The sequence below is a fragment of the Nocardia sp. Marseille-Q1738 genome (assembly GCF_965283145.1).
Genome location: NZ_CBDIMS010000007.1, coordinates 224,026 through 245,205, shown reverse-complemented (window position 1 = coordinate 245,205; position 21,180 = coordinate 224,026). Strand labels below are relative to the sequence as shown.

18 protein-coding genes and 2 pseudogenes are annotated in these 21,180 nt (G+C 62.7%); 13 read left to right on the top strand and 7 right to left on the bottom strand.

Annotated elements, in window-relative coordinates; all coding sequences use genetic code 11:
• The first annotated feature begins 235 nt into the window (after nucleotides 1–235).
• Complete coding sequence (locus tag ACWPXK_RS24355; protein WP_454198484.1) at nucleotides 236–640, top strand: VOC family protein; 405 nt, start codon at nucleotides 236–238, stop codon at nucleotides 638–640.
• A gap of 28 nt (nucleotides 641–668) precedes the next feature.
• Here ACWPXK_RS24355 and ACWPXK_RS24350 read toward each other — a convergent pair whose 3' ends face one another.
• Nucleotides 669–830, bottom strand: a complete 162-nt coding sequence (locus ACWPXK_RS24350; protein WP_454198483.1) for a hypothetical protein — start codon at nucleotides 828–830, stop codon at nucleotides 669–671.
• Nucleotides 827–1,063 (bottom strand): hypothetical protein, encoded by a 237-nt coding sequence (locus ACWPXK_RS24345; RefSeq protein WP_454198482.1) that lies wholly within the window; start codon nucleotides 1,061–1,063, stop codon nucleotides 827–829. Before ACWPXK_RS24345 ends, ACWPXK_RS24350 begins: the two co-directional genes overlap by 4 nt.
• A gap of 249 nt (nucleotides 1,064–1,312) precedes the next feature.
• On the opposite strand from ACWPXK_RS24345, the gene ACWPXK_RS24340 reads away from it, so the two are divergent.
• A complete protein-coding gene (locus tag ACWPXK_RS24340; protein ID WP_454198481.1) occupies nucleotides 1,313–2,119 on the top strand; it encodes a helix-turn-helix domain-containing protein in 807 nt (268 codons plus the stop codon).
• Entirely contained in the window at nucleotides 2,112–2,303 is a 192-nt protein-coding gene (locus ACWPXK_RS24335; RefSeq protein WP_454198480.1) for a DUF397 domain-containing protein, read from the top strand. The genes ACWPXK_RS24340 and ACWPXK_RS24335 overlap by 8 nt, the downstream gene beginning before the upstream one ends.
• Nucleotides 2,304–2,325: 22 nt before the next feature.
• On the opposite strand, the gene ACWPXK_RS24330 is transcribed toward ACWPXK_RS24335, so the two are convergent.
• The 4 genes from ACWPXK_RS24330 to ACWPXK_RS24315 all read right to left on the bottom strand — a co-directional run bounded on the left by ACWPXK_RS24330 (nucleotide 2,326) and on the right by ACWPXK_RS24315 (nucleotide 5,080).
• Nucleotides 2,326–2,568 (bottom strand): hypothetical protein, encoded by a 243-nt coding sequence (locus tag ACWPXK_RS24330; RefSeq protein WP_454198479.1) that lies wholly within the window; start codon nucleotides 2,566–2,568, stop codon nucleotides 2,326–2,328.
• Complete coding sequence (locus tag ACWPXK_RS24325) at nucleotides 2,565–2,897, bottom strand: hypothetical protein (RefSeq protein ID WP_454198478.1); 333 nt, start codon at nucleotides 2,895–2,897, stop codon at nucleotides 2,565–2,567. The genes ACWPXK_RS24330 and ACWPXK_RS24325 overlap by 4 nt, the downstream gene beginning before the upstream one ends.
• Before the next feature lie 132 nt (nucleotides 2,898–3,029).
• Nucleotides 3,030–3,668 carry a hypothetical protein gene (locus ACWPXK_RS24320; protein WP_454198477.1) on the bottom strand — a complete coding sequence of 213 codons (639 nt, stop codon included), beginning with the start codon at nucleotides 3,666–3,668 and terminating at the stop codon, nucleotides 3,030–3,032.
• Nucleotides 3,665–5,080 (bottom strand): AAA family ATPase, encoded by a 1,416-nt coding sequence (locus ACWPXK_RS24315; RefSeq protein ID WP_454198476.1) that lies wholly within the window; start codon nucleotides 5,078–5,080, stop codon nucleotides 3,665–3,667. The genes ACWPXK_RS24320 and ACWPXK_RS24315 overlap by 4 nt, the downstream gene beginning before the upstream one ends.
• Nucleotides 5,081–5,355: 275 nt before the next feature.
• On the opposite strand from ACWPXK_RS24315, the gene pglX reads away from it, so the two are divergent.
• From pglX to ACWPXK_RS24300, 3 genes and pseudogenes are all read left to right on the top strand, one after another.
• A complete protein-coding gene (gene pglX, locus ACWPXK_RS24310; RefSeq protein WP_454198475.1) occupies nucleotides 5,356–8,922 on the top strand; it encodes a BREX-2 system adenine-specific DNA-methyltransferase PglX in 3,567 nt (1,188 codons plus the stop codon).
• Nucleotides 8,923–9,600: 678 nt separating this feature from the next.
• Nucleotides 9,601–9,906, top strand: a pseudogene (locus tag ACWPXK_RS24305) (transposase); the annotation flags it as partial.
• Nucleotides 9,907–10,917: 1,011 nt separating this feature from the next.
• A pseudogene (locus tag ACWPXK_RS24300) lies at nucleotides 10,918–11,091 on the top strand (site-specific integrase); the annotation flags it as partial.
• A 390-nt stretch (nucleotides 11,092–11,481) separates the two neighbouring features.
• Here the strand turns inward: ACWPXK_RS24300 and ACWPXK_RS24295 are convergent.
• A complete protein-coding gene (locus ACWPXK_RS24295; RefSeq protein ID WP_454198474.1) occupies nucleotides 11,482–14,208 on the bottom strand; it encodes a hypothetical protein in 2,727 nt (908 codons plus the stop codon).
• Between the two features lie 576 nt (nucleotides 14,209–14,784).
• Here ACWPXK_RS24295 and ACWPXK_RS24290 point away from each other — a divergent pair.
• From ACWPXK_RS24290 to ACWPXK_RS24260, 7 genes are all read left to right on the top strand, one after another.
• Entirely contained in the window at nucleotides 14,785–15,066 is a 282-nt protein-coding gene (locus ACWPXK_RS24290; protein ID WP_454198473.1) for a hypothetical protein, read from the top strand.
• A gap of 966 nt (nucleotides 15,067–16,032) precedes the next feature.
• Nucleotides 16,033–16,377 (top strand): WXG100 family type VII secretion target, encoded by a 345-nt coding sequence (locus ACWPXK_RS24285; RefSeq protein WP_195129081.1) that lies wholly within the window; start codon nucleotides 16,033–16,035, stop codon nucleotides 16,375–16,377.
• Complete coding sequence (locus ACWPXK_RS24280; protein ID WP_043732571.1) at nucleotides 16,374–16,670, top strand: WXG100 family type VII secretion target; 297 nt, start codon at nucleotides 16,374–16,376, stop codon at nucleotides 16,668–16,670. Before ACWPXK_RS24285 ends, ACWPXK_RS24280 begins: the two co-directional genes overlap by 4 nt.
• A gap of 5 nt (nucleotides 16,671–16,675) precedes the next feature.
• Nucleotides 16,676–18,103: an EndoU domain-containing protein gene (locus tag ACWPXK_RS24275; protein ID WP_454198472.1), complete on the top strand. Its 1,428-nt coding sequence runs from the start codon at nucleotides 16,676–16,678 to the stop codon at nucleotides 18,101–18,103.
• Between the two features lie 12 nt (nucleotides 18,104–18,115).
• Complete coding sequence (locus ACWPXK_RS24270; RefSeq protein WP_454198471.1) at nucleotides 18,116–18,478, top strand: hypothetical protein; 363 nt, start codon at nucleotides 18,116–18,118, stop codon at nucleotides 18,476–18,478.
• A 514-nt stretch (nucleotides 18,479–18,992) separates the two neighbouring features.
• Entirely contained in the window at nucleotides 18,993–19,466 is a 474-nt protein-coding gene (locus ACWPXK_RS24265; protein ID WP_454198470.1) for a hypothetical protein, read from the top strand.
• Nucleotides 19,467–19,496: 30 nt separating this feature from the next.
• Nucleotides 19,497–20,641, top strand: a protein-coding gene (locus tag ACWPXK_RS24260; protein WP_454198469.1) for an IS3 family transposase whose coding sequence is annotated in 2 segments (ribosomal slippage) — nucleotides 19,497–19,770 and nucleotides 19,770–20,641 — 1,146 coding nt in all. Because the reading frame shifts where the segments join, the coding sequence is not laid out codon by codon here.
• Nucleotides 20,642–21,180 lie beyond the last annotated feature (539 nt).

The window sequence follows — 21,180 nt, the reverse complement described above, 5'->3', positions numbered from 1 at the left end:
TGCTTTCGGGGATCCAGTCACGGCGACAACTACATCGGCGCGATTGTCTGTGGCCGTGGATATTTCGGCAGATGAGTTCATCGACGATGCGAATCGGCACCTGCAGTATGGCTGGCCAGTGGAACGAATGTTGCACGGAGCCTGGCCGAACGAGCTGCCAAGCCTCATGACCGCTTCGCCGTGCCGACAAGGAAAACCGCTGTTCGGAACAGTCGCGCACGCTAGTGTCGCGCGCATGTCTTGCAGGATCACCGAACTGGTCATCGACTGTGCGGACCCCCAACGGCTGGCGGACTTCTGGTGCGAAGTCCTCGGCTACGTCGAACTCGGCTGGGAGGGCGACGACCACCTGGAGATCGGCCCACCCGGAACCGGCTTCGGCGGGCCGCAGCCCACACTGGTGTTCGGTCGCAGCACCGAGCCGAAGCGCGGGAAACTGCCGCTGCACTTCGACGTGAACCCCACCGACCGCGATCAGGACGCGGAACTGGCACGGCTGCTCGCCGCGGGTGCGCGGAAGGTCGACATCGGCCAGACCGGCGCCGCAACATGGCACGTGCTGGCCGACCCGGAGGGGAACGAATTCTGCCTGCTCCGGCGCCGGGTCAAGGCAGTGGAGAGCCACCCGAACACAGGGTAACGGCACCCTTTCTTGGGCAAAGCTGTACTTACTCCCGTGGTACCGGCTGGTCATCCTCGTCCTCGATGCGCTGCCTGATCGCCTCCACCGACCGGTCCTTCGGGATGCGCTCGGGCCAGAAGATCACCGCGATGAGTACGCCCAGCGGCAGCCCGACCGCGACCGCGATGCCGACGTCGACCCAACTCATTCCGCGAACCGCCGGAATTTGGTGACCCATGCCGCACGCCCTCGCGGAGTGATCGACCACCGGGAACCACGCGCCGTCGCCATGATCAGGCCCCGTGATTCGAGCTGTCCTATCGCCCGGCGAGCACTCCACTCGGTGAGCTGCGCGTCGCGGGTGATCTGCGCAGTGGTCAGCAATCCACCCGGTGCGAGTACGGACAGCACGGCTGTTTCCGCCGCTGTTCCGGTAGTCATTCGGTATCCCCTGAATGTGTCCTCTGGTCGTCGGTGCCCGCCCAATGCGCAAGTGCGACGGCGGTACGCCTGATCAGTTCGACGGATGGACGCTCTACTGTGCCCGCCGGGTACTCATGTTCACCCGGAATCTGTTGCGGTAGTGCGTACATCGACGTGCCCCTCTCTGGATTTCCCCTTGTGAGGATCAATGTTCCGCGCGAATAGCGAAACAGACCACGGCGCGCAAGTTGCACCTACGATGCATGTATGCGCAGGCAACGTCTCATCGAGGCGCGGAAGGCGACCGGGAAGACTCAGGAGCAGATAGCCGAAGCCGTGGGGGTGGATCGGACCACGCTCGGTAGATGGGAGCGCAACGAGGGGACACCGTATCCGGCGCAGCGACCGAAATACGCTGAAGCACTCGGAATTACGATGGACGAGCTGTCGGCGATGCTGAGCAGCGTGCCCGCGATCGAGGGCGAGATACCCGAGTGGCTGTCGACGTATCTCGGTATGGAGCAGTCGGCTACATCCATTCGCACGCACGAACCGCGAGCCGTCTACGGGCTGCTACAGATTCCGGCCTATGTCGAAGCGCTGGTGAGCAGAGTCGGAATCTCGGGAGTCTCGGACACCTACGTACAGCAGGCGGTGGACCAGCGTCTGCACCGGCAGAAGCGTGTGCGTTCGGGTGAGTTGGTGCTGGACGTGATTCAGCCGGAACCTTCGCTACGTCTGCGCGTAGGCACCCCCGACGTGATGTCCGAACAGTTGCGGACGCTGGCGGAGCTGTCGGAGCTGCCGAATGTGACGGTACGGGTGACGACCTACGACGCGGGACAGTACGAAGCGCGGCGGCTGCACTCGTTCTCGATCATGAGCCATCCATGGGGTTCGCCGCGCGTTCACATCGAGTCCTACGGCGGCGGGCGGTTCATCACAGATGCCGAGGAGGTGGGATACTTCGCCAGTGCGTTCGACCATGGGGCGAAGGTTGCTCTGAACCCCACCGAGTCGCGCAAATTCATCCTCGGACTGGCAGACGAATGGGAGCGGAAGAACCATGGATAGCCTCGAATGGCGGGTGTCGAGCTTCACCGACAACGGCACGTGCGTTGAGGTCGCCGGTACGCCGAACACCATCTACGTTCGCAACTCCAACGCACGCGAGGCCGGAACTGTGGCGTTCACGCGAGCGGAGTTCTCAGCCTGGCTGAAGGGCTGCAAGGCCGGAGAGTTCGACGACTTGGCCTGACTCCGGTCAACCCCGCTCGGCACTACGAAGGGTCATAGTCGAGCAGGCCCACCGTCGTCTCTCCCCAGTGGAGGAGTAGGTGGCCGAGCGTAGTCTCCGCGCCGTCTTCGAGCCTCACAACGAAACCGGCCAGGTCCTCGCTCGGTCGGCCGTCCTCTATGACGACAAGCTTGCGAACCAGCTGTGTCTCGACCACATCTCCGTTCGCGCGTGTGAGCCGGAACCGCATCGGCGGCGTAACTTCCACAAACCCGTAAAGAGTCATTGCTTCGCCTCATCAGTGCTCGCCGGAACATGCCCAGTCACCTGCTGCCGGGCGAGAGCCTCGCCGTCGGCTCCGTTGACGAAGGCGATTTCGAAGTCTGCTTCCGGTTCGTTGGTTCGTCGTGGTTGCCGGTCGGCGGGGTGTGGCTCGACCGGTTTGCTTGCACCGTGCGGCATTCTGCGACTATCACGTATCAGCCGACCTGTGGGTACAGCCACGCCGAAACGCTCGGTAATGCCGAATACCATTGCGTTCGGCGACGATACAAGGTCAACGATTCCACTCGCCACAAAGTCTGCCACCGGCTTGCCACATTCAGGCACAGCCATCGAAGTAGTCACGTTCGGCCTGGACCATCCCGGCCCGGTTCTCAGCGGCGCTCGGATGTTCTACGAGAGAGTTCTACCTGGTCCGCTCCGCTTCTTGTGCGGAAACGCGAAGCGGCACTTGGCGTCGGAGCGTTAGTTACTGCGCCCCAGCGCCTCACGCAGGTCGTCCGTGAACGACTGCCAGGACGCGAGCTGCTTGACCGGTCCCTCGCGATCTAGCATCTGCAGGAGCCGCGCGCGGTTCGCCGGGAAGCGTGCCTGGAGTTTCTGCAGACCGCGCCCTCTTTCCTCGCTGGCCGTGGCAATCGCTTGTTTGAGTAGCGCCTTGGGATCCGCCACCGATTCCGCCTTGGCCGGCTTCGGAAGGTTGAGTGCCATCTTGCCGTTGGGGTTGCCTGCGACTTCTCGGATCGCTGATTGGTCGAGCACCAGCCATGCCTCCAGCATCCGCACTGGGATCACGGGCACATGCGCTAGCCCGGGGCTCACTGCGGCCACCGCTTCCGCGATTTCTTTGCGGCGACGGTCCGGGGGCTCGCGGTCCGAGTCACGGTGGATGACGACGAGGTCGTATGTGTGCCCGCCGTCGCTGAGCTGCTGAGCTGCTCGCAGTTTGTCAGCAACCGAGTGGCCGGGTTTGTTCGGCAGGCGGTTCAGGTCGGGAACCGTCACAAGGATCTGTCTGCCCATGGCTCCCGCTATCCCCTCGATGTGAAAGCGCAGACCCGTGTCACTGGATCCCTCACAGAGGTAGAGGGCACGAACGGTCACGACGCGCTCTTCTCAAGAGTCAGCCGTGCTTCGGGCGGGGCTGTGAGGTACGCAAGTATGTCGGCCTTGGTGCCGTAGCCCGTTCCGGACCCGCCGGCGCGCCACGCATCGGCCAGAGGGCGCAGCCGCAGTCCCCGCGCGGCCTGGCCGTCGGCCCCCGGGACAATGGTGGTGTCCGCGATCAGCAGGTCCGCCGGGTCGACGAGCTGTACGACGCCCGGCGAGTGTGTGTTGATCAGGACTTGCCGAAAGGGGTTGTCTTCGTCCACCGGCAGGGATGGGTCCACCGCCAGGTCGCGTACCAGGTTTACCATCGCGGAAAGGTTGGCCGGATGGATGCCGTTCTCCGGCTCTTCCATGCAGAGCAGGCCGTGCACTTCCGGGTCTTCCAGCAAGACACACAGGGCGAGGAAGCGCAACGTTCCCTCTGACAGGCTTCGAGCTGGTAACACCATGCCGTCGATCTCGTGGAGCTTGATCGTCAGTAGCTCGCGTGTGTCGTCGGCGTCCACATGCAGAGTCTTGACACGCAGTCCAGATAGGTCAGACAGCCGCCCCGCGACTCGCGAGTAAACCCGCGCAGGGTCCTCTGGAGATTTTTCCCGCGCAATCCGGTCCAGGCTCCGTGGCAGGTGCAGGCCGTCAGGCTGCATCTCACTGGGGTCGGTATAGCGGTCAGAGGTACGCAGCGCGGAGGGTTCGAGGGCCAGTCGCCGCCAGGACTGCATCTCCCGCCTGGCAGCAAGGATGGTCGGGTCGTCATTCCGGTTGATCGTGGAAAGCATGGTCTGTGGGGCCCGGCTCGCGGGCGCCGGACGAGGCTGGCCTCTGCGACTACCGTCGGCATGGATACTGACGACAGCGTCACCCGTCTCGAGAGACGTGGAGATGTAAGGAGCGCTCGAGCGGCGAGAGCGGACAACGGCCTTGCGGAAGTCCGCGGCGTGATGAGGGAAGCGCAGATGCGAAAGAGCCTCGCTGGGTCTGATCCGGCTTAGATCCTCGTAGCGAAGTGTCAGCTTGCCGCCCCGTTCTCGGAGCTGGGGCGGTTGGTATCCAAGGTGGAGCTCATAGCGGAGAAACGTTGACGTCGGTTCGGCCAACCTACCGAAGTCGTCTTCCACCTCGCCCGGGACGATCATCTCCACGGCGAACGTCATCAGATGCTCGCCATCCCCGTAACCGTTCCAGAACAGGTCGCGTGCGTCACCATGCAACGTGCCGTGGGTCCCGCGTACGGTCTGGGCCGCCTCGATCATGGAGAGGTCGGCGAGCAGGCTCAGGAACTGGATCGCGTCAAAGACATTTGACTTTCCCGTCCCATTTTCCCCCGCGATGCAGGTGAAGGGACCGAACTCGACCCTGAGATCCAGAAGGTTCTTAAATCCACTGACTTCGAGTCGCGTCAGCATGTGCCCCCTCGCTGGTCCTGCCCCGACGCGCCGTCGGAGCGCATGGTGCCCGGCTGTATCCAGGCCGGTGCGCAAAGGAAATAATAGAGCGCCAGGCCCTGATCGACTGAAACCATCCGCCGACGATCGTCGGGAACAGAGTGGCGGCCCGAGAGCTGGCAGGATGTACCCGACGAGACAGTGGAATGTGGACATCGATAACGTACGGAGGAGAGGTCGCCGCTGTGCCTCCGACTGGCGGAGCTGATCCGGAGACGTCCTCGCTGGACAGGACGATGCTCGTAGCGGGTGTACGTAAACAGGTTCGGGCGCTGGAGGCGGACCTCCGCGAGCGCAGCGACGATGTTGACCGCTATCGCAACCGGCTGCGGGCCTCGTACGAACACGTGCGAGCATCCGGCCGAACAGCCGCCACATACGGTTCCTGGAGGGACGACCGCATCACGCAGACCGCGACGGCATGGGTGCTAGGCACGGTGTTCGTGCGCTTTTGCGAGGACAATGGACTTGTCAACCGGCCATTCATCGCAGGACCGGGGCGGTGGTTGATGGAGGCGGAGGAGCTGCAGTCCGCCTACTATGCCGAGCATCCCGGGGCCAACGACCAGGACTGGCTAGTCGAGGCGTTTACGCACTTGGCGCGGTCTCACGTAGCGATGGACCGCATCTTCGACAGAGCCCACAATCCGCAGTGGGAACTGGCGCCGTCTCCTCAAGCTGCGGCCGAGTTGATCGCGTTCTGGAGGCGGCGAGGCGAGGACGGTGCCCTTCGGATCAACTTCGCTGATCAAAAACTCGATACCGACTTCCTCGGCGACTTGTACCAGGACATCAGCGAGCGATCACGTAAATCCTATGCGCTGATCCGGACACCCGATTTCATCGTGGAATTCCTCCTGCGACTCACGGTCGACCCTGCCATCACGGAATTTGGCCCCCGAGGATTTCGTGGAATCGACCCCGCCTGCGGGTCGGGAACATTTCCGCTGAGGCTTTTCGCGCGGCTTCTGGATGCCTGGCGCACAGTGGCACCCGAAATCCCGGATGACGAGCTGATCCGCCGGTCCCTGGACTCCGTCCACGGCTGCGACGTCAACCCCTTCGCGGTGAGTATTACGCGGTTCAGACTGTTGATGGCCGTCGCGCGGGCGATCGGCCGAAGGAATCTGAGTGAGCTGCCGAGCCACGTGATCAACGTGGCGATGGGCGACGCTCTGCTGGATGGGCGCGGTGCCCCTGGGGCGTCGTCGTTGTGGCCTTTCGCAGAGAAGGAGGATGCCGGTCCTGGAATGGCCGACGATGTCGACGAGTTCTCCAAGGTGTGCGATCTTTTGGGTCGAAATTCCTACAATGCGGTGATTTCTGAGCCACCCTTCACTTCTGTGAGCGACAAGGCGAAGAATGCGGCATACCGGGAAGTCTATACAGTAGCATCCGGAAGTTTCCCGCTCTCGGTTCTTTTCACGGAGCGCATGTTCCAACTGGCAGTGAGGAAATCCAGCAGTACACCGGGAGGCTACGTCGGTCAGTACACGTCCAGTTCCTTCACGAAGCGTGAATTCGGCGAGAAGCTGATCGAGAAGTTCTTTCCACGCGTTACGCTGACTCATGTCATCGACACCTCCGGCGTCTACGTGCCGGGCCACGGGACCCCAACCCTGATTCTGGTCGGCCGGAACGCCCCGTCCATGCGTGACACCCCAATCCGGGCGGTTCTCGGTGTACGTGGTGAACCGGCGCAGCCGACGCATCCAGCCCAAGGAATCGTATGGAAGTCGATCCTCGACCAGATCGACCGGCCCGGCAGCACCTCGGAATGGGTCAGCGTCCAGGACGAACCCCGGCAGCGTTTCCTTCGCTTCCCGTGGACGATGACGGGCGGCGGGGCTGCGGATCTCATTGGCCGTCTCTCCCAGGCCCCGCAGCGCTTGGCCGACCTCCTCTCCGGCAGGGTAGGCGTTGTCTCGGATCCGGGACAGCGAGAGGTCTTCGCCCTCGGCCAGCCCTGGTTCCTCCGCCATCAGGACTCGGCCCAGCTGGCCCGAGGCATGGTCACCGGCGAGACGGTGGGGGACTGGCGTGTAGGCGCCTCGATGGATGTACTCGCCCCCTATGACGAAGACGACATCCCGCTCCCGCTGGACCTCGGCAGATCATGGGGACGGCACCTCTGGATGATGCGCCAGGTCCTTCGGGCGGCTCCCGGGTCACGGGAATCGTCCAGGACCGAGGATGGGCCTTGGTGGGCCTGGAGACACTGGTCTCGCAGCGCACTTCGGGAGCCGGCACTCACGTTTGCGTCTGTGGCCACGCATAACCGCTTTGCCCTGGAGTACGGCGGGCGGGTACTCAGCAGGAGCGCGCCCGCACTGCGCCTATCTCCCGGTGCGGACGAGCACGAGTACATCGCGCTGCTAGGGGTGCTCAACTCATCGACGGCTGGCTTCTGGCTCAAGCAGACCGGGACCGCCATAGGGGTCGATGGGCCTGCCGTCTACCCGCCCGGCAAGGAATGGGCGAGGGTCTACCGCTTTACCCCAAAGTCCCTATACCGGCTCCCGCTGCCGACAGGCGCTCCGGTCGTCCGCGCGCGGAAACTGTACGCCTTGGCCGAGCAGCTCGATGCCCATGAGCCGAGCACCGTCTGCTCGAAGGAACATCCGCCCACCCAAGACGACTTGGACGCGGCCAGAGCCAACCAAGACGAGACACACCATCAGATGATTGCCATTCAGGAAGAACTGGACTGGGAGGTCTACGGTGCCTATGGGTTGTTGTCCGACGAGGAGCAGGCACGCCTGACCACTCCCCGTGAGGTTTTACCGCCACCGCTGCGCCCAGGCGAGCGTGCCTTCGAGATCGTGCTGGCACGCAAAATCGCCGCTGGTGAGGCTTCGGACTCCTGGTTCGAGAGACACCGCGCAACACCGATCACCGAGATCCCGCAGTGCTGGCCGACTGCTTACAAGAAAGTCGTGCAGGCCAGAATCGACGCCATCGAGTCCTACCGCGCAATCGTCATCGTCGAGCGCCCGGAGTACAAGCGGCGGTGGGCGTCAGAACCATGGGAGAAGCGGGAGGAACAAGCACTGCGAACCTGGCTGCTCGACCGCTGCGAGGATGAGCGACTCTGGTTCGAGCACAGGAAAGGGGTCATGCACCCGCGCCCCCGGACCATTGACCAGCTTGCAACGGCCCTTGGCGCCGATGCCGCAGTCTGTTCCGTTGCCGCACTCTATGCGTCCCGCCACCTCGGCGTGCCCGAAACGACCCTACGTGATGTGTTGGCGGCGATTCTGATCAATGAGCATGTTCCGTATGTGGGGGCGCTGAGATACAAGGAGTCTGGGCTACGTAAACGCGCTCAATGGGAACAGGTTTGGCAACTGCAGCGCAGCGAGGACAGGACAGGACAGGCGCTGGGTATCCCAGTCCCACCAAAGTTCAGCGCCAGCGATTTCCGGCATCCCTCGTACTGGTCGCATCGAGGCAAGCTGGACATTCCCCGGGAACGCTTCGTCTCTTACCCAGATCTCGCTACCAAGGAGAAGAGCCTGCTGCTAGGTTGGTCCGGCTGGAATGACACAGATCGTGTCCATGTACTACTTGATCTGGTTGGCATGCTCCAGCGGCAACCACGGCCGAGCGCCTACCAGATCGCTCCCCTGCTCGTCGGCATCCAGGAGCTGATCCCTTGGGTTCGCCAGTGGGAGGGTCTGGCAGATCCAGGACGGGGCCTCGATTACGTCGGGCAATATCAACGCGAACTGGACAGCCTGCGCATAGCGTTTGGTCTCAGCCCTCATGACTTGAGTTCTTGGCGGCCGCAGAAAGCCACGTGAAGAGGGATCAGCGATCTGCGCAGTACTCTCACAGCTACCCGCCTTGAATAGGGACGTACGGAGCGGATCAACTGCCATAAAGTGGCGGTCGTCCGGGCGAACGGGGCCAGGCTAAGCAAATGAGCAGCCTCAGCCTGGCGTGGGAGTAGCGAATACTAGCCACGATGCCGCCGCCAACATCCAGTAATGCCGCTTATCGCGTGATAGTGACGATGTCCACAAGGGGGTCGATCGGGTGGGCTCTCGTATCGCGAGCTGAGTCGAAGGTCGTTGCGTTGCAGTACGTTCAGCGGAATGTGATGACAGACAGCTCTGCTCGGTGGAGGGTGCTTGTCCGGCCGGGTTGGATTGTTCGGCAATGCTGGCCGGGGCTACGGCACTCGGGGTTCCACTCCGACCAGATCGGCGTGAGCAGCCAGGCGCGACGACCGTCTCACCTTATCCATGGTCAGCGGACAACTTAGCTGCCCCGCCTGGGGTGAACATCGGGCGTGATCGGATGCCCGTCGGAGAGCGAACCAAGTCAGCGGTGACGTCGACGAAGAGGTCGACCACCCTCTCCCGGTCCACGTCGGCCTGGCTGAACTTGACCCGCTGGTCCTCGTCCCACTGGGCTACGAGCTGAACGCACTCGGCCCCGAGGGATTCCACAAGACCTGCCAGGCGGCGGTGCGGTCACGACGCGGACCACGCAGGCGCCGACCAGCCAAGCTGCACGCCGACAAAGCATACGACCACACCGAACTACGCCGATGGGTCCGAGACCGAGGCATCGGCGTCCGGATCGCCCGCAAAGGCATCGAATGCAGCGACCGCCTCGGCCGGCATCGATGGGTCATCGAACGAACGATCTCCTGGCTGACCGGCTACCACCGGCTCAACATCCGCTACGACCGCAAGGCCACCCACTTCCTGGGCTTCCTTACCCTCGCCGCAGCACTGACCGGCTACAAGAAACTCACGAAGGCCAAATCGGCCACATGAGACAACGTCTTAGGCTCGTCGCATACGAGTCCACGTGCCAGCGTGTCCGGAGTACTCTCCGGCAATTCCGGAATACGCATACGGAATGGTGACAAACATCGATTCTTTGGCAGCCATAACTGTTTTGGTAATAGCTTTGCCCTCAACCATTAGCGCCAATTCCAGACACCATTCTACAGCCTTCTCTGCAGCGGTCGCATGGACCTCGAATAATTCGGTTCTACCGGGTTCCAGCTCGAACTGGATCGGTATGGTATGCGCGTGAGCTAAAACTGTCGAGTCTCTGCACTCCACCTCGCCCGAATCTAGGTTGATGGAAAGATGTCGCGACTCAATGGACCTCCAATTTGATGACTAATCGCAAGTCCTCTGATTGGCTCCAGTTCTCTGCGAGTCACACGAGCACCAACCAAAGCGGCCGTCGCGCCGTTGAGCGCTTGAATTGCAATAGAAAAAGATGTCGAACCAAGTGGAATGCAGCGGTTTGCCCGAATCCAACGCTCAGATGGAATATCTATAATTCGGTCACCCCACGGGCGCCTGAATTGAGATGGCTCTTCTACCTCGGGAACGAAATATGAGGCAGAACGATTATATATGTACCCATTGACGACCGTTACGGCGACCCGCCGTCGGGTGCGGTACAGGTCAATCGCCTTCTCAAGGGGCTCCCAAAGGACCATGGCCGGAAGTCTAACCAGTTCCGTACCACCCGCTCGGAGGGGCTGAGGTACGCAGTAAGACTGCACTGGCTGCGTTGGCACACGCCGGTTATGCCGCGCGTCCATCCTGCGTACTCTCGTCGTCGCCACCTGCTCCGACCTTGATGCCTAGGCGTCAGACTTACCGCTTAGGAGCGCAGGGGAAATCGTGTAGAGCCCTGTTCTACCCGGTTCCCCGCTTAAGCGGGGAACCGATCGCTTCGCATGCGGGACGAGTGACGCACCGTCGTCCGGCCGTGGACTGATCGCAGACGCGGGCAAGATCTAGCTCGATGTCCAGGCGCATCTCAAGGAGACCACGGGTTCGACGCGCGATTACACGTGGCATGCGCACGTCCTTCCGTACTGGGGAGACAAGAGCCTCAAGGGCATTCGGAAGACGCACGTTCGAGCATGGACCGCCGAAATGGTTGCCGCGAAGACCGGCGTGGCCACGATCGAGAATGAATCCAAGAATGGGTGAACGACCAGGTGACCAGCGGTGCGGCTGGTGGCACCGTTCGCAAAAACCTCGGGGTGTTCTCGTAGATATGCGACTACGCGGTGATCACGGTACGGATCGCTGTGAATCCTTGCGGCACTATGCGGTGTGTTGGCGAGGAACCTTGCCCAGCCGGACTGTGTTGACGGCTCGGCCGATAATTTCCTCGAAATCCTGTCGGGCACGGTGAGCGTTGGCTCGTACCTGACGTGCGGTGAATTTGGTGTGTGCCTTGCTAGCAGGCAAGTTGTCAAGCGATGCTATCGGTCGAGGAAAAATTCGTCAATCTGGGCCGTGCTGCTGTGTCAGCATCGCCCCACCGTAATGTCGGGCTATACATCAGAATTACCTCGTATGCTGCGGATATTATTCCTAGTCAATTAGATCTAGCACAAGAGCATGCAGGGTAGGCATGTCGATGATGGGCAGAGCCGATACTGGGATCTCCCACCTGGAGATCGACCATGCGCGCGCCAGCAAGTGTTTGCTCGATCTCCTCCGTTCACGTAGTCCCGAGGGCGCTTGCATGTTGGTCCGCACTCCCGAACTCTCTGAGTTGACCTCAAGTGCCGCGGCCCGTTCTTCGGCACTGCCAACGACCTCAGCGATCGTGGTGAGCGCGGCGGCCTGCTCGGGCGGTTGCATGATGGTGCAGGCGATGGTTTCGGCGCGTTCGGGATCGGTCTGGGCCACCACTCGGGCGATTCTGACGAGTGCGTTGGCCTGTTCGTGCGGGCTGGCGATGAGGTGGGCGATGGTTTCGGCACGTTCGGTGAGCCGAGCAGCGCGTTCAGGATCGGTGCCAGCTACTACCTCGATGATTCTGATGAGTGCGGCACCTTGCCAAGACGGATCGGTGATGGTGTGCGCGATGGTTTCGGCGCGTTCGGGATCGGTGTGGGCCACCACCCGGGCGATTGCGGCGAGTGCGTTGGCCTGTAGGTGAGGGTCGGCGGTGCAGGCGATGGTTTCGGCGCGTTCGGGATCAGTGTGGGCCACCACCCGGGCGACTGTGGCGAGTGCGATGGCCTGCGCGTACAGGTTGGTGATGGTGTGGGCGATGGTTTCGGCGCGTTCAGTGAGACGGGCCGCACGCTCGGGATCGATCGCGGCCACCACATCAATGATTCTGACGAGCGCGATGGCCCGAGAGTCCGGGTCGGTGATGGTGTGGGCGATGGCTTCGATGTGTTCGGTGAGTCGGGCCGCGCGTTCGGGGTCAATCCGGGTCACCGCAAGGGCGATTTCGGTGAGCGCTTCGGTCTGTAAGTAACTGTCGGCGATTCTATGGGCGATGGTTTCGGCGCGTTCGGGATCGGTTCTGGCCACCACCACAGAAATGTTGGCGAGCGAACCGGAAAGTCGGTCCCGGTCGGTGATGGTGTGGGCGATGGTTTCGGCGCGTTCGGTGAGACGGGCGGCGTGTTCGGGATCGGTGCCAGCTACTACCGTGCTGATTTTGGCGAGCGTATCAACTTGGTGGCCGGGGTCGGTAATGGTGTGGGCGATGGTTTCGGCGCGTTCGGTGAGACGGGCCGCGTGCTCGGGATCGGTCCGGGCCACCGCGAGGGCGATTGTGGCGAGCGTGTTGGTCTGTTGGTGAGGGCTGGTAATGGTGTCGGCGATCGTTTCAGTGTGTGCGGTGAGTCGGGCGGCGTGCCCGGGGTCGGTCGCTGCCACCATCTTGATGATTTTGACGAGTGCGCTGGTCCGCCGGTAAGGGTCGGCAATGGTGTGCGTGATGGTCTGGGCGCGTTGGAGATCGGTCCGGATCACCACCTGGGCGACTGTGACCAGGGCGTCGTCCTGCCGGTCCGGGTCGGCGATGGTGCGGGCGATGGATTCGGCGCGTTCAGGATCCGTCTGGGCCACTACGTGGACGATATTTCTAAGCGCGTTGGCCTGCTTGCGCGGGTGGGTGATGGTGTGGGCGATGGTTTCGGCGCGTTCGATGAGTCGGGCCGCGTGTTCGGGATCGGTCCGGCTCACCGCCCGGGCGATTGAGGTGAGCAAGTCGGTCTGGTGGTGCGGGTCGGTGATGGTGTGGGCGATGGTTTCGGCGTGTTCGGTGAGTCGGGCTGCGTGTTCGGGATCGGTCCGGGCTACCGCAAGGGCGATTGAGGTGAGCGTTTTGGCCTGCCGGTAAGGGTCGCTGATGGTGTGCGTGATGGTTTCGGCCCGTTCGGGATCGAGCCGGATCACCGCCCGGGCGACTGTGACGAGGGCGTCGTCCTGCCGGTCCGGGTCGGTGATGGTGTGGGCGATGGATTCGGCGTGTTCGGTGAGTCGGGCCGCGTGTTCGGGATCGGTCCGGCTCACCGCCCGGGCGATTGAGGTGAGCAAGTCGGTCTGGTGGTGCGGGTCGCTGACGGTGTGCGTGATGGTTTCGGCGTGTTCCGTGAGTCGGGCGGCGTGCCCGGGGTCGGTAGTGGCCACCGTCTCGATGATTCTGATGAGTGCGCTGGCCCGGGAGTGCGGGGCGCTGATGGTGTGGGCAATGGCCTCGGCGCGTTCGGGATCGGTCCCGGCCACCACCGCGACGATTTTGGCGAGCGCGGCGGCTTGTGAGCGTCGGTCGGTGATGGTATAGGCGATGGTTTCGGCATGCTCGGTGAGTCGGGCAGCGCGTTCGGGATCGGTCTGCGCCACTACCTGGATGATTGCGGTGAGCGCTTCGGCCTGCTGACTTGGGGTGGAGTAGGAGTGGGCTAGGGCTTCCGCGCGGTCGTGTTGACCCAGGAGCGCCATCACAATCAGTAACTGGGTGGGGATGTTGTCGTTGCGGCTGTGGAGGCGATCTCGATGGCGGGCCAGGCGTGCGGTGCTGAGGAGGTCAGGGTCGGGTTGGTTGCAGATATGTTGTTGCACCGTGCGGATCTCACTCAACGCGGTGGCATCGCCACCTGTATGCACCCGCATCCGATCGTGTCGAGCGGTGTCGAGCGCCGCCGTGATCATCCGCGCCAGATCGTGGTGTCTGTCGAGGATTGAGAAGTAGCGGCGCAGCAGGAAGTCAGGGGTGTCGGTCGGCCATGCCCGGTCTCGGTAGTGGTCGGCCCAGGTGTGGAGCCGGTCCATACCCGCGGTGAGGTGTCGCATGCCGAGTCGTTCCTCGGCGGTGCGTTGCAGGGTTTCGTGAGCCAGCACATAGACCGGGTCGCCGTGTCCGCCAGGCAGCGGCGGTGCCGTCGTGGTGCGGGTACGGAAACTGCGTCCGGCCACCGCGCGCAGTAGCCCGTCGATCTCGTAGGGTGCCATGTCGGTGAGTTCGGTGAGTTCGGATGCGGTGAGGCCATTGGCGGCAGTGATCAGCGTGAGCAGGTCACGGTGTTGGTCGGGTCCACGAAGCAGCGCATCGAGTTCGGCGACGGCTTTGGCTTGGACGTTGGCGGCGAATGGAGATGACGTGAGCGGGTAAGGCTCGGTAGCTGTCAGAGGGTGGCCATGTGGGATGGGCAGGGCGGGGCCGTGACGACTGGCTACGACGACCCGCAGGTTGAGGTCCGGCCGTGTCGGCAGCAGGGTGACAATCGGTGGTGTGCCGGTGTCCTCGTCCAGTCCGTCGACCACGAGCACCAGGCGTCGGCCGGCCGCGGCTTCGCGGCGTGCGGCGAGGGTGAGGAGTTCGTTGCGTAGCCCGTCTCGGTTGACCGTGGCGGCAGCGATGAGGGCCCGTTGGTCCGGCATCAGAACGGCGAGTTGATCCAGGACAGCGGCGGTGAACGCGCTGTGGTCGTTCTGATCGGCGAGGCGGTCGGTGATGAAGAACCCGATCACCGTCATGTCGGCTGGAGGGAACAGGGTGAACCACGACAGCAAAGCCGATTTACCCGCCCACGGCTCGGCCCTGATCCACATATACGGTTGCTCACCGCGGCAGAACTCGGCCACATCATCGAGTTCGTCTTTCCGATCTCGCAATCCGTCGACGGGGGCGAGGAACTCGCGCACCTGTGACACGTACAGCGACCTGCCGGTGAGCAGCGCCCCGTTTGACACAACACCGATCTCGTAGCGGTTGTCGGTGTGATGGATCAACAGATCGCGCCCGGCTTTCACCCGGTCGAAGTCGTAGATCGGCGCGACGGGCCAGCGTGCCTTCTCGTTCATGGATGTGTGGGATTGTTACGGCCGGTTTCGATGTCCTCGAAGGACATGTCACCGCCGGACCGTACTCGGCGTGCTCTGACCCCTGTACCGGTTGCGTGTATTCCTCTGACCCGCAGGGATCTTCCTGCTTTCACGTTGCGCAGATCGACACCGACGGTGGGCTCGTGTCCGGGTGGGGGTGTGGATTGTCCGTGCTGGACCCACAGTGATGCAGCGAACACGCCCACCGTCAGCACGGCGACGGCTACCCAGGTCCAGGCCGAATGGTCCCCGCCGGTGGCGTAGTTCACCGCTACCGCCAGTCCCGTGGTCATCACCGCTGTGGCCGCTGTCGGCAGTATCACTCGAGACAGTGTCTGTCCTGGTGCCACATCATCCTCCCGCCCGAAATGGTGAGACCGATCCTCACAGCCTCACGCCTAGAAAACCAGCCGACACCATCGATGCCGTGCACCAGCCCCCAACCGTTACAAAAACCCAGCCGCACAACCCCTTCAACATCCCGGACGGTCTTCTCCGGAAAGGCTGCCCTGCTGTCAGCGCTCTGAAATTTCGAAGAGCATCGACAACCGGTGGAGTTGAGCTCGACTGGATGTCGTTTGCCTGGTCCGGCATGCTGCGAGCTTCTCTCAGCGGGTTTGCCGATGGCTATCGCGCCGGAATAGGTCATTCAGCGATTTCGGCAGACCCGTAGGAGAATCTCGCACTGATCAGTACGACACCGTGTGGTTGAGCGAGCGGTGTCGGACGTGGTGTTGCGTTGCATGACGCAGCGGGATTGACACCCCTGGAGGTGATCGCTACGGTCCAGCCATGACTGATGGGGGAGATTCAGCCTCCGGCGCAAGCATTTCGGTTGTGCCAGAGGAGGTTAGAGAGGTTGGGCAATACACCTACGAGCTGGCGGAATCCTTGCAGTCCGCCCTGCGGTCCGTAGCTCAGGACGTCGCGGCTTTGCTCGACGGGGGCTGGTCTGGCGGCGCAGCGACCGACTTCTCCGCAGGGTGGTCCGAGGTCCGCGATGGGGGAGGTCAGATCATCACGGCGTTGAGGGAGATGGCTGAAAAGCTTGGTGTTTCCGCCCAAACCTACGAAAGGCGCGACTGCACCAACGCATCAGCGTTGAACACCTCGGCATCCAGCCTGGAGCTTCCGTGAGCGAGTTCACCGTCGATGTCGACCAACTGGACCAGATCGTGGCCAGGTTGTCCGGCCTGGCCGGATTCATCAGTGATCACCTCGACGACATCGACGACAAGGTAGCAGGACTCACCGGTACCGGTTGGGAAAGTGTCGCAGGCCGGGCCTATTTCGAAGCGCATACGAAATGGGTCACGGCCGCTCGGGAGTTCGCGGAGGGCGTCCGCGACATGAGCGACGCCGCCCGCAAGGCACACACGAAGTACATTAACGCTGCCGAGGTCAACAAGCAGATGCTCAACGGCGGATAACGCCCATGGGGTGGACCATCGATTCCGGCATCTACTTCGATGCGGCCAAGAAATGCCAGCTGCTCGCCAGCGACATCTCTCTCGCGTTGGGTCCGTTGCTGTCCACGTTGGTCCACGAGTGCGGCGGAATGGCAGGCAACCACGAGAAGTGCCAGGCATGGATCACCGCCTACGACCAGTACGCCAGCGATATAGTCCAACTGACAGCGGCCCTGGCGAACGCACTGCAGCGATACGGCGATGTGCTTGCCGCCACCGGCTACAACTGGTGGCAGGCTAATCGCTCCACCGCCAGCGGCGCCGAACCGACACGTCCAACCGAGTCCGAACTGCTGTACGACACCGGGATGGACCTCCCCGCTACGGCGAAGGGGGACAACGGATCCGGAATCGACAGCTCGATCACGGGCCTACTGGAGAAGGTCGGCAAGATCCCCAACGGTGACGTCACCAAGTTGCACACTGCCGCGGAGGCGTGGAAAACGTTCTCCGAGCACACGAACATCACCGGGGCCGCAGAGCGGATCAAGGGCATCAATGCCAAGTTCGCAGACAGCACTGACCCGAACATTATTGCGATCGACGAGAAAATGTCCACGCTGCAGAAAGCCGCGGAACTGTTGGCTCAGGCCGCGAAAGCGTTATACGGACCGGTCCAGGGACACTACGACGCTCTCGACAAAATGCGCTCCGACATCCAGAAAGCTGTCTCCGACGCCAACAAGGAACTCGCCGCATCGATAGCTGTCACGATCGCGGTCGTCGGGGTCCTAGCCGTCGTAACAGGCGGTGTAGCCGCTGGGCCTGCCGCCGCGGGTGGCGCTGCGGTGACCACAGAAGTCGTCACGGCGACGGCAGCGGTTATCCGCACTGCTGTTCATGCCAGTGACCTCATCCACATCTACGAGGTGGTCACCTCCGTTGGTTCTGCCGGCTCGGGCGTGTTCTCGGCCATCCCCGACCTCTCTCAGGGCGGCACCAAAGCCGCTCTCGAGGGTATCGCGGCAATGACCGTCAAGCTGACCGACGGCGGCAGTGGCGGGAACCAGTGGGACAAGGTGGAGGGGGCGAAGCCCAACCCGGCGAACATTACTATTTCTCAGAAACGACGGATCCATATCCTCGACGGCGACGGGAGTGACGACATCAACGGTGGTGGGCACGCGCCCGGGACTGGAATGCCCAACAAGACCGAGTTCCCCGACACCGATGACTGGGAAGACGACAAAATCATCGACCGAATAGTCGACGTCGCGAAGAACCCGGACCAGCCGCCAGTCCTCCAGGACAACGGCAACTGGAAAGTCAACGGCACCCGCAACGGCGTCCAAATCGAAGTCATCGTCGCTCCCGACGGCTCAGTCGTGACCGGCTACCCCGTCGGTGGCGAGGGTGTAGTCAGGAACGACGCGAATGGCGACCCGATCAAATAGGCTAGGAGAGCGATGAATCCGGACAGGGCGGCACGAGAAGCACGAAAGCGTCAGCGGGATCCGCAAGCTATCGAAGCCCGTAACCGTCGGCTCAACAAGATGAGCAAGGACTCGCGAGACCTTCTCGAGAGCGTCGCCGACCGTCTGCCTTCGGACCTGGTCGAAAGCTACCGGACCTATAGTGACGTGGGGGAGTGGGCGATGCTCGTCGACGTGCTGTGCGCCAGTCTGATCAAGCGCCGGATCCCGGTCACTGAAGCGGAACGCGATGCCGTGGCGAACGTGCTCGGCCAGTTCAATCTCCCAGTGGAGGGATACCGCTACCTCAACGATCCCCAAGGCGTGCTCTCGGAGCTTAACGTGGTCACCGCGTAGATCCTTGTGTTCCGATCGGGGCGGACGGCGGAGTCGTGCGCGGCGGCGGTGCGGTTCCGACTTATATCTCCGGTAGCGGTTTCTTGGTCAGGGTAGCTGCCGGTAGTGTGCCGCAGCAGGCCGGGTGGTTCGACTTCTGAGGGCTCTAGGGTCAAGGCGGGTGGGTAGTACATCACCCCGGCTGGAGGCTGGGCCTGTCGTGTGCCTACAGATTTCGCTACTGCGTACCGATCGGGTGCCGCGGTCAGCGACGCGGAGACGGAGACTGGCCTGATCCCTGTGGTTCGGTCCCGGGGCGATGGACACGCAGCCCATGGGCAACCGGGCAACGACTGGTCATCATGGGTACGCACCGGATCTCAGTGTCGCGGTGTCTTACGCCTATTGGGCTGTCGCGTGACCACGGACGGTGATTGTTCGGGGATGGGTGGGCGTCGCGCGGTGGAACTGTCGGTGTTAGCTGCCGGGCGGCGGTGGTGCACTCTTGTCCGGTTTCGCGTAGGAGGATGAGACCATGACGGCGGTCGAGAATGCGTTCAGATGGGCTCGCGTCCAGGCCGTTCGGCATATGGCTGCGTGCGAGCGGACGGGCCTGCGGTGGAGCGAGACGACAATTACTGAGATCGTGACAGCCCACACCTCCCGGGCAGTTACCGTTGTTCCGTTTACCCAGCGAGCCGAAGTTCTCAGTGGTGCCGACTGGGTCTGGTGGTGGCTGGACGGCGCGGACGCTTACGGGATGCTCGTCCAGGCGAAGCGCGTGACCGTGGCGAGGAGCAAGTGGAACTTCGACTTCGGCTACGGAGCGAGGGGCGCGGCGCGCTCGCAACGCGAGGTGCTTCTTTCCGCTGCTGCGGCGCTGGGCCTCCTGCCGGCATATGCGCTTTACCTCGGGACAGGTGACTACCGGAGGTGGGAGCGCTGCCCGGACGTTCACCGGAGTGGGCGCTGGGGACTGCCCCCAGCTTGGTTGACTCCTGATCTGTGAGGATTCGTCCTCGCTGGAAGGATGTTCACCATGCCGAAGCCCTATCCCGAGGAGTTCCGTCGCGACGTCGTCGCTGTCGCACGCAAGGGCGAGTCTCCGTTGCGGCAGGTCGCGAGGGATTTCGGGATCTCCGAGGGTTGTCTGCACAACTGGCTCAAAGCCGCCGACATCGAGGAAGGCACACGGCAGGCCACCACGGCTGCGGAGTCGGCCGAACTGCGTGAGCTGCGTAAACGCAACAAGCAGCTGGAGCAAGAGAACGAGATACTGCGTCGGGCAGCAGCGTTCTTCGCCCGTGAACTACCCCCAAAATGAGCTACCCGCTGGTCCTCGACTTGGCCGCCGACGGTATCCCCGTGGCGGTGACCTGCCGGGTGCTGGGATTCACCACCCAAGCGTTCTACAAGTGGCTCAAAAACCCTGTATCTCAACGCGATTGGGATAACGCGCACCTGATCGACGCCGCCCGCGACATCCACCATGACGATCCCGCGTTCGGATACCGGTTCATCACCGACGAACTGGCCGATCGCGGGATCCGTGCCGGGGAGAACCGGGTACACCGACTGTGCTCACAGCAACGCATCTGGTCGATCTTCGCCCGCCGACGCGGCCTGAACAGGGCTGCGGGTCCGCCGGTACACGACGACCTCATCAAGCGTGAATTCACTGCACAAGCACCGAACCAGATATGGCTGACCGATATCACCGAGCACCGCACCGGCGAAGGAAAGCTCTATCTGTGCGCGATCAAGGACTGCTATTCCAACCGGATCGTCGGCTACTCCAGCAACGACCGCATGACCGCCGCACTCGCGGTATCGGCACTGCGGAACGCGGTCGCGCTGCGTGCACCGGTCGGCACCATCGTGCATTCGGACCGGGGCAGCCAGTTCCGATCTCGAAAATTCGTACATGCATTGTCCGTCAACGGATTACACGGCTCGATGGGCAGAGTCGGAGCGTGCGGCGACAACGCCGCCATGGAATCGTTCTTCGCACTGCTGCAACGCAACGTCCTCGACCGCAAACACTGGCCCACCCGTGAAGAGTTGCGGCTGGCCATCGTCACCTGGATCGAACGGACCTATCACCGACGCCGCCGCCAACGACGACTCGGACGCCTGACCCCGATCGAGTATGAGACCCTCAATCGGGCCCCACTCGCTGCCTGAACTACACACCCCGCGAGTCAACCGACACGGGGGCAGTCCCCTGTGTCCATTGCGTCAAGCGCACCATCTCCCTGATGCCAGCCCTGCTTGCAGACGAACTGCTTGTGCGTGACGCGGCGTCGACCTATAGGCGGTCTGTGGCACTGGAGGACGTGTGGACACGCTCCCCGGCGAGCCCAACGCTGATACCGGCGCTCAAGAAGCAGCTCGCACCGGATCTCTCGGACTTCCTACAGAATCGGCAGGACGGCACACGAGCAGTCGCCCGTTCGATGATCGACCGGGTGTTGAGAGCTCGCTCCGAGCAGTTCAGCGCAGTATCGACGAGTGTCAAAAGCGAGCACTATGGCGGTCATGACCAGCTCGGCCCGGTCTTCTGCGACGTCCCCGACGACACCGGGCACTGGGGTCTAAGGTACTTCGAGCACACGCTATATAGGCGCAAAGTTCACCCTAACCAACAGATCTCAGCATCGGAGCCCGGTTGGACATCGATTACGAGGGCACCAGCAGCCGATCACGCGCGGCAGCCCGCGATG

Coding starts and splice junctions, on each gene's coding strand:
- ACWPXK_RS24355 (WP_454198484.1), top strand. CDS start 236: ATGTCTTGCAGGATCACCGAACTGGTCATCGACTGTGCGGACCCCCAA.
- ACWPXK_RS24350 (WP_454198483.1), bottom strand. CDS start 830: ATGAGTTGGGTCGACGTCGGCATCGCGGTCGCGGTCGGGCTGCCGCTG.
- ACWPXK_RS24345 (WP_454198482.1), bottom strand. CDS start 1,063: ATGACTACCGGAACAGCGGCGGAAACAGCCGTGCTGTCCGTACTCGCA.
- ACWPXK_RS24340 (WP_454198481.1), top strand. CDS start 1,313: ATGCGCAGGCAACGTCTCATCGAGGCGCGGAAGGCGACCGGGAAGACT.
- ACWPXK_RS24335 (WP_454198480.1), top strand. CDS start 2,112: ATGGATAGCCTCGAATGGCGGGTGTCGAGCTTCACCGACAACGGCACG.
- ACWPXK_RS24330 (WP_454198479.1), bottom strand. CDS start 2,568: ATGACTCTTTACGGGTTTGTGGAAGTTACGCCGCCGATGCGGTTCCGG.
- ACWPXK_RS24325 (WP_454198478.1), bottom strand. CDS start 2,897: ATGGCTGTGCCTGAATGTGGCAAGCCGGTGGCAGACTTTGTGGCGAGT.
- ACWPXK_RS24315 (WP_454198476.1), bottom strand. CDS start 5,080: ATGCTGACGCGACTCGAAGTCAGTGGATTTAAGAACCTTCTGGATCTC.
- pglX (WP_454198475.1), top strand. CDS start 5,356: ATGCTCGTAGCGGGTGTACGTAAACAGGTTCGGGCGCTGGAGGCGGAC.
- ACWPXK_RS24295 (WP_454198474.1), bottom strand. CDS start 14,208: ATGCGACACCTCACCGCGGGTATGGACCGGCTCCACACCTGGGCCGAC.
- ACWPXK_RS24285 (WP_195129081.1), top strand. CDS start 16,033: ATGACTGATGGGGGAGATTCAGCCTCCGGCGCAAGCATTTCGGTTGTG.
- ACWPXK_RS24275 (WP_454198472.1), top strand. CDS start 16,676: ATGGGGTGGACCATCGATTCCGGCATCTACTTCGATGCGGCCAAGAAA.
- ACWPXK_RS24270 (WP_454198471.1), top strand. CDS start 18,116: ATGAATCCGGACAGGGCGGCACGAGAAGCACGAAAGCGTCAGCGGGAT.
- ACWPXK_RS24265 (WP_454198470.1), top strand. CDS start 18,993: ATGACGGCGGTCGAGAATGCGTTCAGATGGGCTCGCGTCCAGGCCGTT.